Genomic DNA, 16,134 nt, shown 5'->3' with positions numbered 1-16,134 from the left:
GCGCTTACATCTGACCTAAGAACATCTGCACAACAAACGAGATGATAACAACTAACGCTGAGATGATGAACCCATGCAGCATAGGGGTAAATCCGCTTTTCGCTAGATTTCTAAAGTCAGTTTTTAAACCGATAGCGCCCAATGCCATCACCATGGCAAATTTGCTGATTTTAGAGACTGTTCCGGCTATTGTGCTGATTTGAACTGTCGAGAAAAGCCCGCCTGACACTGCTATGGTGTCGGCAACGCTGCGTAGCAGCACCATGCCAAGAAACAAAAGTATAAACCATGGGAAAATCTTTTTGACCGAAACATTGACATGCGAACCGGAAATACCGCTTTCCGTCGCTTTAATTCGCTGGTTGATATAGGCGAAGATCATAACGATAGGTACGATGGAAAGCGTGCGGGTTAACTTGACAACAGTGGCATACTGTCCGGCAATGTCTGAAAAAGCGTAGCCTGCCGCCACAACTGAGGAGGTATCGTTAACTGCCGTTCCGGTCCAAAGCCCAAATCCCATATCGGACATGCCAAAGTAGCGTCCCGCTATCGGAAACAGCACGACCATGGCAATGTCGAACAAAAATGTTGCAGAGATGGCATAGGCGATGTCGCTATCATCAGCATCGATGGTAGGTGAGATTGCCGCTATCGCCGAACCGCCGCAGATACCGGTTCCGGCAGCGATCAGATTAGAAAGCTTCCAGTTCATTCTAAATAGCTTACCAAAAAGATTCCCAAAGAAAAAAGCAGAAGACAGGGTAAACACCATGACAATTAGCGAGTATTTACCCACATTGATCACCTGCGCAAAGCTCAGCGTCACACCCATCAACACAATGGAACCTTTGAGAACTTTTTTAGATACAAATGTCAAGCCGTCTGCCGGTACACCTGACTTTTTGATAAATGGAAACAGCGCCATGCCGATCAGCATAGCAAAAACGCCGGGGCTGATCAGGTCGTAGGGTATCATACGGCTGCAAAGTATGGCAACCACAGCCAGTGCTGCAGTAATTGTAATGCCACTTAAATAATCGAGCTGTTTTTTCACTTGAATTTCTCCTTTTTTACTTTCCTCAGGGTTGATTATAACGCAGAAGTGTAATAAAATAAAATTATAAATACTTATAATGCAATAAATTAAAATCATAGGTGTTCAAAATGTTAGATTTCAGAATCGAGACCTTTCTGACCCTCTGCCGTGTCATGAACTACACCCGTACGGCCCAAATATTGAATGTGACGCAACCCACGGTCACGCAACATATTCACTATCTTGAAGAAGAATACGGTTGCAAGCTGTTTTCTTACGTTGGTAAAACACTGTCGCTGACCTCACAGGGAGCGCGACTAAAGGATTTCGCCCTTTCAATGGCATATAACAGCCAGCGCATACAAGAGCGGATGCGACAGGGAGGGAGGCAACAACCTGTTATGCGGCTTGGTGCGACTAAAACCATTGGTGAATTCGTCATTGGCCCGATGCTCAGCGCCTATCTGCGGGAGAATCCCGAATGTCGACTAAACCTTCTGGTAGATAATACCCATACACTGCTCGGTTTGCTGGAGCGTGGTGAACTTGACTTTGCTATGGTTGAGGGCTTTTTTGACAAGTCGAAATATGGGTTTAGGTTATATAAAAACGAGACTTTCTTCGGTGTATGTGCGGCAGACCATCCGCTGGCAGACCAAGTGCTGACAATAGACGATATCATGTCGCAAAACATTATTATTCGCGAGCCGGGGTCAGGTACGCGTGCTATTTTTGAACAGCTTTTAAAGCAGCAAAATTACTCGTTTGAAAGTATTGCGCAGACCACCGTTATCAGCGATTTTGCAGTTATCAAACAACTGGTCTGCGATCAAATTGGCATTGCATTTTTGTATGAACCGGTGGTACACGCTGATTTAAAAAGTGGCAGACTAAAAAAGCTGCGCCTGGAAAGTATGCAGGCACAGCGGGAATTTAACTATGTATTTTTAAAAGACGCATTGTTTTTAAACGAGTGGCAGGCCTTTTTCCAGAGATGAGTAATCTGGAACAAGTGAGTTTATCGCGAAGGCCTGAAAGCTGATATTATTGAAAAATCCCCTGCCTCAAAAGCGAAGGCAGGGGATTTGTAGTTAATACTTTGTTGAAGTAAAATCGGAGAACTCTTCGGGGCTAGCCGCATCAAAAAGAATTGCTTCATCAGTGTTATCGGAGCGCAGTTTGAATTTTTTGATCTCATTATTGAGCATTTCAGACTGGCTAAACAATTCCTCGCTAGCTGCGGCACTTTGTTCGGCGGTGGCAGAATTAGTCTGCACCACGACCGAGACCTGATCCACGCCTTGTGTGATCTGCGAGATAGCCGACGCCTGTTCAGAGGAGGAACGGTCAATCTCTTCGATATTAATTTTGACCAACATGGACTTTTCTTCGACTGTTTTAAGGGATCTGGCAGTCTCCTGCGCAATTTTAGAACCTTGGATTACCTCATCGAGCGAGCCTTTTATCAATGCGGTGGTCTGTTTTGCTGCCTCGGCAGATTTGCTGGCCAGATTGCGTACTTCGTCCGCTACAACGGCAAAGCCTTTGCCGGCCTCACCCGCTCTGGCAGCCTCCACCGCCGCATTAAGCGCTAGAATATTGGTCTGGAACGCGATATCCTCAATTACCTTGATGATTTTGCCGATCTGGTGAGAGGACTGATTGATAGCATCCATCGACTGTAGCATCTTGTCCATATAGCTGTTGCTTTCGTTAATGCCCAGGACGGCTTCGTCAACACGGCTGGCTGCTTCGTGAACCTGTGATGCGTTATTCTGAATGCCCTTTGAAACTTCATTGATAGAGGCGGAAAGCTCTTGAATGGTGGCTGCCTGCTCGGTGGCACCCTGCGACATAGCCTGCGCACCGCTCGAAATCTGGCTAGCACCGGAAGAAACTTGGTTAGAAACGGTCTGTATGCGCTGCATCGTCTGGTTTAAGGCATCAATGATTTCTGTCATTGACGTGCTGATCGGCACAAAATCGCCAGAGAAGTCAGCGGTTGTTGTAATATCCAAATTACATTGCGAAATCTCACCTAAAACACGCGAAATCTCACCAATATAAACTTGTAATGTAGTGGCGGTTCCCTTTAGGCTTGAGGCAATGTCCCCCAACTCATTATCTTCCTTGATATTCAGCTCAGACGCCAGGTTGCCGTTGCCCAGTTCTTGAGAGAAATGAACGATGCCGTCAACCGGTTTAAGCGACTTTCTCAGAAGATGTGCTGACAATACGGCTAGTGCCACAATACCCGCAATTGCAATCGCCATCACAAGCAAGATAACCTGCTGTGTTGAGGCTAGTGCCTCTGAGCGGCTCACTACAAATGCGCTAGACCAACACTGGTCCAGGCCGCTGACATTAATGGGTTCAAAAATCTCAATGGATTTGCCGCCGAACACACGGTTTTCGCTGTAATGCACGTATCCCTGTCCGGTCGCAACCGCATTTTGCGCATCGGTGTTATCGGTTTGAAATGGTGTCCCAAACAGTGAGCGATCAGCAGTGTGCGTAACATGGTTATTATTTTGGGTCAATATAAAGCTATAAGCAGTTTTAAAGTTGTTGGTGTCATAGGGCAGATTGTTTAGGGTATCGGTAAGAATATCACAGTTGGCCACGCCGATAAAGGTGCCGTTGTAGTCAACGATGGGGTTACTGATGGTGATTAGCCAAACAGTTTCACCGTTAGAAAGCTGGTATGGATATGGCTCGGTAAGATGCGCCGAAAGCGTTTCCTTACTTGTGGCGTAATAATCCTCATTTTGGTAGGCCGCGTAATCATTTGCAACGTCCAATACAATGGCGTCACCGTTTCGGTAGACATAATAGGACCGTCCGCTCGGCGTGTCAGGCAAATACTTATTTGGCTCCATCGCAAAATAAGTTGAAAATATACGAGGGTCATCCAGCGCCGAGCGCAACGCTTTTCGGACCATCATTTCGGCATTGACGTCGTCTAAAAAGCTGTATCTTTCAAATTCATCGGCCAAGGAAGCGGAGGAGCTTTGCATCATATCCAAATAATCTGCGGCTATAGATGCGTTTTTATTGGCTAAAAAACCAACTTGTTTTTCAACCAATGCGTTTGTCAAATTTGTAAGTGTAACCGCTAAGACGGAAACCATTAAAACCATCACCAGAAAAATGCAGGCAATAATTTTCGCAGGAACGGCGAACGAGAGCTTTTTCATTGCTTTTTTAATTTTCACAAGGTCCACCCCATATAGTTGGATTTTTGCTGATTTGTGACTTTATTATAACCCACGTAAATTAAAAAGGCAAAATATTTTTAAAAAATTTGTCAAATTATGCGATTTAAATTTTCTGGGGGGCTATATAGCTCCATCACATTCCACACTAGCGTTTAAATTTTAAAATAGATTATAATTGCGACAACGATGCCAGCCAAGCAATAAAGGTCTATCAGTTGTGACACAATACCTAAAACTTTGCCCAAAAGCGGAATCCAGCTGAACAGGCCCAGCACGATGCCGGTTACAGCCGATACGGCGATGTAAATAAGTATGACAATTAAAAATGTTTTAAGGTCATAGGCTTTCGCACTTAAAGGGAAAAACTCTCTCACGATAAAATCTCCTTAGTTCGGTTTGGTGCATCATAAAATGCGTGTGTTTAGAAATCAGGCGGAATGCTTAGCAGCCCGCCTGATTTCTATCGTTTATTTAAGCATATTTAAAATTTCTGCTTTAGGTTTTGCGCCGATGGTTGTAGACGAAATTTTCCCGTCCTTGATTACGACCAGTGTCGGAATACTCATGATCTTAAACTGTGCTGCCAGTTCCGGCTGCTCGTCAACATTTACCTTGCCCACCTTAGCATGGGAAATTTCCTCCGAAATCTCATCGACGAGGGGAGACACCATGCGGCAGGGCCCACACCAGGGTGCCCAAAAGTCAAGCAATACCGGGATATCGGACTCAAGCACTTCTTTTTTGAAATTATCCTTTGTAATGACCATAACAGACATTTTTTTAACCTCCCTTGGCTAATATTAACACCTTTATTTTACCCGATTTTTGCCATTAAGTCAAAAAGATTAAATATTTTTTTGTTTATTGGGTTGGTAATACGTTGACGAAATTTTGCACTCGATTGATTTGACTTCAATCTGTCTATTTGTTAGTATATTTGCATAACGATATAAAAAGGTAATTAGAGGTGGTCTTGTGAAAAGGGCGATCGCGTTGCTTCTTGCGCTGATGATAATGTTTTCAGGGCTTGGAGCGCTGATAGGCGGTTTTTATTTGCGTTAATTTTATGAAAAGCTGTTTTTTCGATAGGCCGAAAGTGCTGGTATTGGTTCAAACCCATACCAGTACTTTTTTCAAATGGAATTAAGTTAATGAACGCAGCGCATGGGTATAGCCTGTTTTTAACTATCATTGGTAGTCCAGCAACATAAGAAACGAGCGCAGGGTACTTTCCTTGCGCTCGTTTTTTGATAGGATTTTATGATTAAGAGTTGAAAAAACGAATCTAAAGTTTTATAGTTAAACTTTAGATAGCACTTCAGATTCACCCGGACGCAAGTCGCTGACCTTTCCTTTATAAACACCATATCGCTTTTTGCAAATATAAAGTAGAAGTCCGAATATTGCTAAGCACACGCCACCAGCAACAAAACTGTAGCCGTTTACAACCAGCGTGGGCAAGAGTGCAATCAAACCAATTTCGATGAATGACATAAACACATAAGCCATACCATAATCTTCAAGGGTATTGCTCTTGAATTCAGGGTCAACGATTCTTAAAAGAGTAACTCCTATGGCAACTACGCCTGTTGACCATCCAAAAATATAGATTCCACGCTCAAACCAGAAGTTGTGGAACAGCTTTCTACTAACCATTACAAGGTAGAATACAACGAAGGTAACACCTATAAGAGTCAGGATTATTATTGGATATAGATATTTAATTACCACCGAAATCTTAATGGACGCAACACCGAATGCAACTAGATAATCTGTTGCAGAGCTTCCAATTCGTGTAATAACATCTTTGCTAACATATTTTGTAAGACCAAGTGCTTTAAGTAAAAACTGCAATGCAACACCACATAGCATTGAAACAGAGAACATTGGTATACTCAACTTGGGGAACAACGCTTGGAGATAATTGGTTAAGTAATAGCCACCGCAGGTTGCTATTAAAACAAGCGCGAGGTGCCAAGTAAGAGGGTCAATAGACATGGGGCTAACGGTGTTTTTACCCATGGATTCCTGTTCTTCGCTGGGTATCATACCAGTTCGCATTCCTCAGGGAAGTTCTGCCATTGTCTTAATAAAACGTGTTGCTTTAAGCCGTGTTGCAATATTGATGGCTAAAACACCACCAAGAACACCAACCAACAAACCAACTGTTGCGAAAGTTTGCCCTATTGGGAGTGCTTCATCCCAATTTAGCAGCTCTTTAAAAGCGCCGCCAAATGCCGCGGCTGCGCCGTGTCCTCCAATAAATCCACCCGGCATTAAAACTGCAAAGGCCTGTGGAACCTCAGGGAACAATGCAACAAGAATTCCGCCGCCGATTAGAAGTGCAGTTGCATACTGTCCAAAATAAACTGCTGAGTTGATTAAGAAAGTGTCTCCAACTTGATCCATTGTTTGTTTAAAGGATCCGCCACCCTCGTTGCCAATAAATAATGATGCAAACAAGAATACAACTAGAAGGTACGCATAGGAGCTGATGTTTTTCGTAAAGGGAAGAACATTTAAAAATTGCGGTCCTAAAAACAGGCCCATGAATCCTGCTATTAAGGAGGAAGGAAGAAGTAATTTCTGAATTAAGCGAACTTTGGCTCTTAAGTATTGTGCAATAAACAATAGAATGGACATTATCGCGAAGTCCATTAAGAGGTCATAAGGGTTTAAGTTCATTATAGTTCTCCTTTCATTTTACGTCCTTGCAGAGAAGCGCCGCTACTGTGTTTTTCTTTTTAGATAATCGGATTATTTGAGCAGATAATTGTTTATTGAATTAACAACCTCTGTTACAGGGGTGTTTAAATCCTCGGTAAGCATTGTCAAGATTTTTTTCTGTTCTTCCGTGTTGAGCATTGGCTTAGTGATACGCAGAAACTTTTCGGTCATCCAATGGATATCTACCATATCGGTATGTTCACCGGGCGCAGCGTAAATCTCCGAAGTATAGCTGGTTCCATCTTTTAATTCAATATGTACCCAAGCAAGTCGTTTCTGCGGGAACTGTTTGTCCATCTCTGGATCCATTACAAATTCTAGGCGATCCATCATGGCGATGACTTCGTGATTACCGAGCGCCAGCTCACAAACCTGATTATAACCCACATCGCCACATACTAGCGCCGAAGCCACTGGCCATGCAATATTATATTGTGCCTCATCTGCAGTCCGTGGGATTTTTTTACTAAGCTTTGCGGCGGAATCAAAGGTATTTATAGTTGCTTTCTGTATATCTTCGCTTTTGAATCCGTGCTCGTTCATTAAATCAATACAAGCCTTAATGGGCTGGTGTGCCCAGCGGCAACAAGTATAGGGTTTGAAATACAAATTCATTATTTCAAATTGTTGACCGAGACTATCTACATAACTTTGATACTCTGGCGTTTCCAACAAATTTCCATACCCTGTGGATCCTGCAAGCGTTTCAATAATTGACATCGCGCCCACTAAAGCACCAAATGGCACGCCGTCTTTATTCATTGAAGGATATTCTACTGAACGCATAACGGGCGTCATGGGTGCATGAAAATCTGCGATTGAAAGTGCGTTGTTTAATTGCTCTTTGCTTAAATTATATAGTCTGGCAATGCCTGCTGCGGTTCCGTAAGCGCCATATGCTCCCGTGCTATGAAGATAGTTATAATGATTTTGCGTTGCAAGCGCCCATCGAATTGAAGTTTCATATACAACAATCAATGTGGTAAGGAACTCTTTATAAGTTGCTTTTTTTTCAATGGCGGCAGCAAGAATACCTGCAATAAACGATGTTCCGGGATGTCCCTTGATCATGTTGTGACCGTCATCGATGTCGAAAGAATTTGATGCGTGGGACATAGCGATAGTTGCACCGAGAATATTATATTTTTCCTTCGAACCTAGCACAGAAACATCACCTTTAGCAATCATTGATGATGCAACCTTATTTCCGACAGCAAATTGATTACCTTTACTTCCCACAATAAGGGCCATGATTAGATCAATGCCACAAACAACGGCGCGTTCCTTGATGTGTTGGGGCATTTGGTCCCACTGGCTGTTTAAAATATAATCTTCTACACGATAATCGGTGTTAAATATCATAGCTTCCTCCATAGAAGTTTAGTATGGCGGGTAACTATGGAGATAGAGACCCGCCAGCAAACTGAATTATCTAATATAGACGCCGTTGTTTAAATAATTAAGAAGCTCTTCCTTGCTCATATTGTCAATTCCAAGATAAGCCAAATTGTATTTGCTTGTTTCAAAGAAGTTCTTCTTGTGCATTGAACCAGCAAGAATAATCATTGAATCAATTATCGGAGTAGGAACGCCATATTGAACACCGAGGTCGTGATAAACTTTGCAGCCGATCGGTACATCTTCAGTCATATAGCGATGATGAATACTGTTAGGGCCGGTGTTGCCCTCGGTGGAGGGCTGATCCAGTGGGAATACAACATTGTCATTGCCGTCCTTGTCCAGACCCATGTATTCCTGAGTTAGCACACTGCGGCGGGAGAAGAACATCTCATACTTATATTTTGGAATACCCACGCCAATGGCCTCGGCCAAAGCAATCTCCTCGTTGTAGAACTGATACTGCACTTCACAGATCGAAGGGCAGAGGCCGTGGGAATACATCGAGTAGGTCGTCTTGTCGTGACCGCAGAAAATAACGCCCCAGTTTTCCATGGTGGAGACGCCTAAGACAGTAGCAGGAACGTGGATAACGGGGTTAACGTTGGCAAAGTCGACGTCGAGGATCGTGTTAGCTTCGGAGGGGCCATCCCCCTGTGTTACCGCGTCCATACAGGGTAGATAGCGAGAGGCCTCAAGAAAGTCGTTGGTATCGGTCATTGGCAGAGCCGCGCCGCGCAGAGAGATGGCACGGTACTTGGCGCTGACGTGGGGAAACTGGAACTTACCAATACTCTCAATACGAGTGCCATAGGGGGCGGAAGACCAGCCACCAACAATGATCTTTTTGGTGCATCCCATCTCGCGCATCATTCGGCGCAGCAGTAGACAGCCAAAGTTATCGGTAAAGACATTAACCACCTGCCCATCCTCAAGGTGAGGAATCAGGGCGCGGAATATCGGCTCGTGGCCCCAAGAGCCACAGGCAACCACGATCTGTCCGGCTCCCTTGACGGCGGCGGCCATATCGGTGGTGATAAGATCGAGAAAAGCGCGGCCCGAGCGTTCAAAGCAGTCACGGTTGCGTTGCACGCCGTCAAATAGAATGCCGGTCTTGTCGAGATCCTTCAAAGAGGTTTCGGCGAAGGGCATCGCGTCATAGAGTCGAACTTCTCTTCCGGCCAGCTTCATATCAGCCGCACAGGTTTTACCGACCGCACCACCACCTAATACAGCAATGGGCATCTCTTTTAAGTACGCCATCTTTCCCATAATAATTCTCCTTTATTTTGAGTTGCAGGTTAGTCACAGTTCAGAAATGTTTTTGGTATTTTGCCATAATATCCTGCCTTCTGTGTACAACTTCAGTATAGTTTGCTATAATCATTTTGTAAAACGAATGATTTTGAACAATGCGTTCAAAATAAATGAAGTGTGAGGGGCAAAGATGGAACTGAGGAATCTATACACTTTTATAAGGGCTTCTGAATTGGAGAGCTTTACAAAAGTAGCTGATGAGCTGGGGTATGCACAATCTACCATAACCATGCAAATTAAGCAGCTAGAAGAAGAGATTGGGAAGCCGTTGTTTGATCGAATTGGTAAGAAAGTGGCGCTGACTTCGGTAGGGCAAGATATTATTCCCTATGTAAACGAAATTTTGCAGATTGAAAAGAAAATAAAAACGATTGGCAAAACACCGCAGGAGGTAAATGGACATATCCGAATAGGTGTATTGGAATCGCTTTTTTCATATAACTTCAGGAATTTATTACCGATTTTTCATAAAAAATACCCAAAAGTAACTGTAGAAATTAAGACAGCTTCTACATCAAGCTTATTTCAGATGTTACGTCAAAACACATTGGATATCATCTATGTTCTTGATAAAAAGATATTGGAAAAAGATTGTATTTGCGCTTATTCAAATGCAGAGCAGATCGTTTTTGTTGGTTCACCTAATAATCCAATTACACAAAAGCGTCATGTTCCGCTTGCGGAAGTGTTGCAAGAACCGCTTATTATGATTGAAAAGGTTGGTCTATACCGAAAGGCTTTGGAGCAAGAGGCCGCTATGCAGGACTTGATTGTTAACCCTTTTATGCAAATAGATAATACTGCAATTATAACGAATTTGCTCAGTCGGGGAATGGGGGTATCGTTCCTGCCTGTATACGTCATTTATGATAGTGTGCGTCATAAAACACTTTCCATTATTGATGTAGATATGAATCCTATACAATTTTGGAGTCAACTTTTCTATCATAAGAACAGATGGGTTACCCCCCAGATGCAGGGGTTGATAAAAACAATTTGTGAAAATTCAAATTTGTTATAGCGCGTCTACTTTATAAGTTTATGTTTAAATATAAAGTAGATTGTTGATTACGGTGCTGTAAATATAAGAAGAAATTCCAGATTGAGAGAGGAGGAAACGAGGAAGAGCATTAAAACTAGAAAGAAGGTGGCATAAAAACAAGGCGGTAGACCTAGGTTCAAATGTAGAGTTGGCGTAATCAGTAATAATTGTGCTTTTAGTTTGAATGAACAATGACAACTCATCTCCCAATACACTACCTTGAGCCATCAAAGCGGGAGCATCGATCAGTACATTTTGTATGGTGTAAAACTTATGACATTGAAGACGAACAACGAGGAGGGCCTTTTATGGTTAAGACGAAAATAAAGACAAATAATACGTTATTTGACCGGATGCTTGGTGGTATTGAACGGGTCGGTAACAAGCTGCCCGACCCAGTGACGCTTTTTGTTATTCTTGCAGTAGCGGTTGTTGTTATTTCCGGCATATGCAGTGCCGCCGGTGTCAGCGCAGTTCATCCTGGAACAGGTGAAATTATCACTGTAACAAATTTGCTATCAAAATCCGGATTCCGCATGATGTGGAGTAAGGCCGTCACAAACTTTTCAGGTTTTGCACCTTTCGGTATGGTGCTTGTCGCTGTAATTGGATCAGGTGCTGCTGAAAAAAGCGGATTTCTTGCCACGCTCATGCAAAAACTGCTTGCTGGCGCACCCCCTTCGTTGGTTACTTTTGCGATCATCTTCGTTGGAATCAACGGTAATATTGCCGGTGATGCTGCATTTGTTATCATGCCGCCTCTTGCTGCGATTATTTTCTTAGGCATTGGCCGCCATCCCTTTTTAGGAATGTTCACCGCTTTTGCTGCCGTTAGCGCCGGCTTTTGTGCCAATATTGCGCTGGGTATGTCCGATGCGCTTGCATATGGTTTTACTGAGGCGGCAGCCAAAATGATGGATCCAAACTATTCAGCATCACCCGCCATCAATTACTATTTTCTCGTTGTCTCCTGTGTTGCGCTCTCAATCGTTGGTACTCTTATAACCGAAAAATTTATGGCGCGTCGCTTTGCCGGTGCGGATTTATCAAAATACAATTTTGATATCTCTACAACAAAGCTTACACCTGAGCAGAATAAAGGCTTAAAGGCGGCTGGAATCGCATTTCTCCTTTTCATTGTGGTATTCATTTTAATGTGTGTAGGCCCCGATCCGCTTCTGGCAGACCCGGAAAGCAAATCGCTGATGAGTTCTAAATCGCCGTTTATGAGCGGTATTATTGTTAGCGTTGCGCTGTTCCTGTTTATTCCCGGTGCTGTCTATGGATTTGCTTCGGGTAAATTTAAAAATGACAAGGATTTATTCGCCGCTATTGTAGATGCGTTCAAGGACGTTGCACCTTACATACTTCTTTGTTTCTTCTGCGCGCAATTTACCAGCTATTTCTCTTGGAGCAACCTTGGCGCCGTCATAGCCATTAAAGGTTCCGAGTTACTTACCGCCATGCATTTTGAAGGCATCCCGTTGCTTATAGGCCTGGTTATCGTTTCATGCATCGTCAATATTTTCATTGGCTCGGCTTCTGCAAAGTGGGCCATTTTGGCGCCTGTTTTTGTACCTATGATGATGGTGATGAAACTTGACCCGGCAGTCACCCAGGTTGCTTACCGAATTGGCGATTCTATCACCAATCCACTTTCCCCTCTGTTCTATTACTTCCCACTGATTCTCGGCTTTGCTCGTAAATATGAAGAAGACACCGGTATGGGGACTGTTATTGCCAATATGGTGCCTTACTCCGCCGCTTTTTCTGTGGTTTGGATTATCCAGTTGGTAATCTGGGCATTGTTAGATCTGCCACTGGGACCCGGTGGCGGCATATTCCTTTCCTAAAGAAAAGGCCGATTTAAAAAGGCAAGGCGGTTCGACAAACTCTTCGAATCGCCTCAGCCTTAGTTGTGTCAGAAAGGAAAGGAATTTATAACGTGGATATTAAAATGCTTGCGGAGCAGCTTGAAGATAAAATTATTGCGCACCGAAGATGGTTTCATCGCCATCCTGAGCTGCCTTTTGAAGAGAAAGAAACCACTGCATACATTGTTAGCGTGCTTGAGACGCTCGGCATAGAAACAACAACTTTTAATGATTATTATGGCGTAATCGGTACCATTCGCGGCGGCAGGCCAGGGAAGAGCGTTATGTTACGTGCCGATATTGATGCCTTGCCCACAAAAGAAGCAACCGGACTGGATTTTTCGTCTGAAATCCCGGGGAAAATGCATGCTTGCGGTCATGATTGTCACGCGGCCATGTTGCTGGGTGCCGCCGAAATACTTTCTCAATGCCAGGCGGAGCTTAGTGGCACGATCAAATTACTGTTTCAATCAGCTGAGGAATCCTGCTTTGGTGCAAAATATTATGTCGAAAAGGGTTATTTAGACGATGTTGACGCATTGTTTGGCTGCCACGTTTGGGGCGTTATGCCAGCACCCTTCATAAATATTCAGGACGGTTACCGAATGGCCTCCTGTGATAATTTCAAAATTGTTGTACACGGTTGCTCGACACATGGCTCCACGCCGCAGTTAGGGCAGGATGCTATAATGGCGGCCAGTGCCATTATACTTAATCTGCAAACCTTTGTTAGCCGTCGCAACGATCCGCTCAATCCGCTGGTCATCACGGTTGGTACGGTCAAGGGCGGCACACAATTCAATATTATTACCGACCGCGTTGAGTTGGAGGGGACCATCCGCACCTTCTCGCGCGAAGTACAACCGACTATTGAACCCGGTATTCGCAAAATAATAACCGATACTGCCTCGGCGCTTGGTTGCACTGCAGAGTTGATCTATGATTCGATAGAAGGCCCCGTTATCAATGAACATACCGTTCTCAACAAAATCGCGCGCGCTGCTGCGATCAAGCTTTTTGGGCCGGAACAGCTGCGCGATATGCCGCCTGTTACTGGTTCTGAGGACTTCTCAATGCTGATGGAAAAGGCGCCCGGCGTATTCGGATTTATCGGTTGCCTAAACCCTGAGCAAGGTATTGTGTGGCCGAATCACTCAGATAAATTCACAGTGGATGAATCGGTTCTGCAGCGCGGCGCAGCGTTATATGCCCAGTTTGCGGCGGACTATCTGGTGAGCGCAGCAGGGGAGGAGAAGGCATGAACATTAAAGGACAGGCAAAGCAATTAAAGGACTATGTTATCGCACAGCGCCGCTGGCTTCATGCAAACCCTGAGCTAAGCACCAAAGAATTTAACACAACTGCACATATTGTATCTGAACTTGAAAAGAGTGGAATTGAAGTCGTTAAATTCAAAGAATGTACTGGTGCGGTCGGCATTATCCGCGGAAAACACGCGGGGAAAACCGTTGTGCTGCGCGCCGATATTGATGCGTTGCCAATCACCGAACCTGCGAGTAAGCCCTATGCGTCGCAGTGCCCCGGTGTGATGCATGCCTGTGGTCACGACTGCCACACAGCGATGCTTCTGGGCGCGGCAAAGGTACTGGTCTCAAACCCCGAAGCTTTACATGGTACGGTCAAGCTGCTGTTTCAAATGGGGGAAGAAATAGGTATACAGTCTGAGCATTATGTTAAAAACGGTTCCCTTGATGATGTGGACGCCATCTTTGGCATGCATGTGTGGTCAATGCTTGATGCCGGAACAGTTAACTTTGAAGACGATGAGCGGATGGCCTCCAGCGACCGCTTTACCATTACGATTCATGGCGAAGCCGCACATGGCAGCGCACCAAATAAGGGTAGTGATGCTATCGTTGCCGCGGCGGCGGTCAATATGGCGCTTCAGGCACTTGTTGCAAGGCTGAATGATCCGCTCAATGCGTTGGTAATTTCCGTTGGTATGATGAACGGCGGACAGCGTTTCAACATCATTGCTGATACGGTAGAACTTGTCGGAACAGTACGTACCTTTAACAGGGCGTTTCGCCACAGCATTCCCGAACAGATTACGCAGATTGCCTCCCACGCCGCCGCTATCTATGGTTGCACTGCACAAGTCGACTATGAATTTTTGCCCGGTCCGGTTATCAACGAACACCCAGCACTCAACGCGATTGCCCGTGGCGCGGCAGCCAAGATTATGGGCGAAAACAGTCTTGTGCCGCTTCGCAAGATGATGGGAGCTGAGGATTTTTCGGTCTTGATGGAAAAGGTGCCAGGTGTGTATGGCTTTTTAGGCGCACGCAATCGTGACAAAGGCATCGTTTGCAGCCATCATCATCCTGAGTTTGATGTTGACGAAGATGTTTTAGAGTGTGGAACAGCCATTTACGCACAATTTGCAGTTGATTACCTGAACGCACAAATGTAATAAAAGGTGACCGGCAACTAATGGCGTGAACGTAGGAAATAGAAAGTGCAACAAGCGTCCGGAGCATTGCTGTTTATGTTTCCGCTGCTCTATGCCGCTTTCGGTTTTAATTTCACTATCGCACTGTTGTTGGGCATAACGTTCTTGGCTTCTATTGAGGAATTGATCATAAATATTATCTCAAAAGAGCTCAATAAAAATGTAAAGAGTATATTTAAGCTTTTTTAACAATCCCAAATAACTAAAATATAACTTATACAATCTAGCAGAGTAGCAGGAAGAAATTTTATATTACATAAAGGAAGAATTGAAATGAAAAAATGGTTTACACTTGATCAAATTGATGCAAATACGCATATTATCAGCGAATACCGCCATTGGGAGGAAACGCACTGTTATCTGATTGAAGGTAGAGAGCGGTGTTTGCTCATTGATACCGGGCTTGGCATCTGTAACATCTCTGAAGAAGTGAAAAAACTGACGGACAAGCCGGTGGCTGCCGTAGCGACACATATCCATTGGGATCATATCGGCGGGCACGAATACTACCCAGATTTTTACGCCCATGAGACGGAATTAAACTGGCTAAACGGTGAATTTCCGCTGACGATGGATACCATCCGAGAGATGGTTACAGACCGTTGCGATCTACCGGAGGGTTATGACGTCAACACTTATAAGTTCTTTCAGGGAACACCCACGCGGTTACTACACGATGGTGACACCATCGACCTAGGTGGGCGCATGATCACTGCGCTACATACGCCGGGGCATTCTCCTGGGCATCTTTGCTTTTGGGAGCCGGAGCGTGGATACTTATTCACCGGCGATCTTGTCTACAAGGATACACTGTTCGCGTACTACCCTTCCACTGATCCACAGGCATATCTCACGTCGCTTGAAAAGATTGCAGCCCTCCCCGTCAAAAAGGTGTTTCCAGCTCATCACAGTCTGGATATTCAACCAGAGATTCTGGTGCGTATGCGAGACGCTTTCCGCCAGCTGAAGGCCGATGGCAACCTGCATCATGGTAGCGGCACCTTCGACTACGGTGATTGGGCCATCTGGCTGTGATGATTGGTATA

12 protein-coding genes and 1 pseudogene are annotated in these 16,134 nt (G+C 44.6%); 6 read left to right on the top strand and 7 right to left on the bottom strand.

What is annotated here, in order from left to right; translation table 11 throughout:
• Positions 1–4: 4 nt before the first annotated feature.
• Positions 5–1,057 (bottom strand): putative sulfate exporter family transporter, encoded by a 1,053-nt coding sequence (locus tag RBH76_04845; GenBank protein ID WMJ84758.1) that lies wholly within the window; start codon positions 1,055–1,057, stop codon positions 5–7.
• A gap of 110 nt (positions 1,058–1,167) precedes the next feature.
• On the opposite strand from RBH76_04845, the gene RBH76_04840 reads away from it, so the two are divergent.
• Positions 1,168–2,037, top strand: coding sequence for a LysR family transcriptional regulator (locus RBH76_04840; GenBank protein ID WMJ84757.1), 870 nt, complete (start codon positions 1,168–1,170; stop codon positions 2,035–2,037).
• Between the two features lie 93 nt (positions 2,038–2,130).
• On the opposite strand, the gene RBH76_04835 is transcribed toward RBH76_04840, so the two are convergent.
• The 6 genes and pseudogenes from RBH76_04835 to RBH76_04810 all read right to left on the bottom strand — a co-directional run bounded on the left by RBH76_04835 (position 2,131) and on the right by RBH76_04810 (position 9,654).
• Positions 2,131–4,254 carry a methyl-accepting chemotaxis protein gene (locus RBH76_04835; protein WMJ84756.1) on the bottom strand — a complete coding sequence of 708 codons (2,124 nt, stop codon included), beginning with the start codon at positions 4,252–4,254 and terminating at the stop codon, positions 2,131–2,133.
• 155 nt (positions 4,255–4,409) lie between these two features.
• Complete coding sequence (locus RBH76_04830) at positions 4,410–4,631, bottom strand: hypothetical protein (GenBank protein WMJ84755.1); 222 nt, start codon at positions 4,629–4,631, stop codon at positions 4,410–4,412.
• Positions 4,632–4,724: 93 nt separating this feature from the next.
• On the bottom strand, positions 4,725–5,033 hold the full coding sequence (trxA, locus tag RBH76_04825; GenBank protein ID WMJ84754.1) for a thioredoxin: 309 nt from the start codon (positions 5,031–5,033) through the stop codon (positions 4,725–4,727).
• Between the two features lie 523 nt (positions 5,034–5,556).
• A pseudogene (locus RBH76_04820) lies at positions 5,557–6,900 on the bottom strand (sodium/glutamate symporter).
• A gap of 114 nt (positions 6,901–7,014) precedes the next feature.
• Positions 7,015–8,346, bottom strand: coding sequence for an MmgE/PrpD family protein (locus tag RBH76_04815; GenBank protein WMJ84753.1), 1,332 nt, complete (start codon positions 8,344–8,346; stop codon positions 7,015–7,017).
• A gap of 66 nt (positions 8,347–8,412) precedes the next feature.
• Positions 8,413–9,654, bottom strand: a complete 1,242-nt coding sequence (locus RBH76_04810; protein ID WMJ84752.1) for an NAD/NADP octopine/nopaline dehydrogenase family protein — start codon at positions 9,652–9,654, stop codon at positions 8,413–8,415.
• A 175-nt stretch (positions 9,655–9,829) separates the two neighbouring features.
• Between RBH76_04810 and RBH76_04805 the strand changes: the two genes are divergently transcribed.
• From RBH76_04805 to RBH76_04785, 5 genes are all read left to right on the top strand, one after another.
• The gene (locus RBH76_04805; protein WMJ84751.1) at positions 9,830–10,720 is read left to right on the top strand and encodes a LysR family transcriptional regulator; all 891 of its coding nucleotides are present in this window, start codon (positions 9,830–9,832) and stop codon (positions 10,718–10,720) included.
• A gap of 329 nt (positions 10,721–11,049) precedes the next feature.
• Positions 11,050–12,594, top strand: a complete 1,545-nt coding sequence (locus tag RBH76_04800; GenBank protein ID WMJ84750.1) for an AbgT family transporter — start codon at positions 11,050–11,052, stop codon at positions 12,592–12,594.
• 92 nt (positions 12,595–12,686) lie between these two features.
• Entirely contained in the window at positions 12,687–13,877 is a 1,191-nt protein-coding gene (locus RBH76_04795; GenBank protein WMJ84749.1) for an amidohydrolase, read from the top strand.
• Entirely contained in the window at positions 13,874–15,049 is a 1,176-nt protein-coding gene (locus RBH76_04790; protein WMJ84748.1) for an amidohydrolase, read from the top strand. The genes RBH76_04795 and RBH76_04790 overlap by 4 nt, the downstream gene beginning before the upstream one ends.
• A 312-nt stretch (positions 15,050–15,361) precedes the next feature.
• A complete protein-coding gene (locus RBH76_04785) occupies positions 15,362–16,123 on the top strand; it encodes an MBL fold metallo-hydrolase (protein WMJ84747.1) in 762 nt (253 codons plus the stop codon).
• Positions 16,124–16,134 lie beyond the last annotated feature (11 nt).

It is taken from the genome of Oscillospiraceae bacterium MB24-C1, from assembly GCA_030913685.1.
In the GTDB taxonomy this organism is placed as follows: Bacteria; Bacillota; Clostridia; order Oscillospirales; family Ruminococcaceae; genus Yanshouia.
The sequence above is the reverse complement of the archived record's forward strand: the minus strand, read 5'-3'. Positions and strand labels throughout refer to the sequence as shown.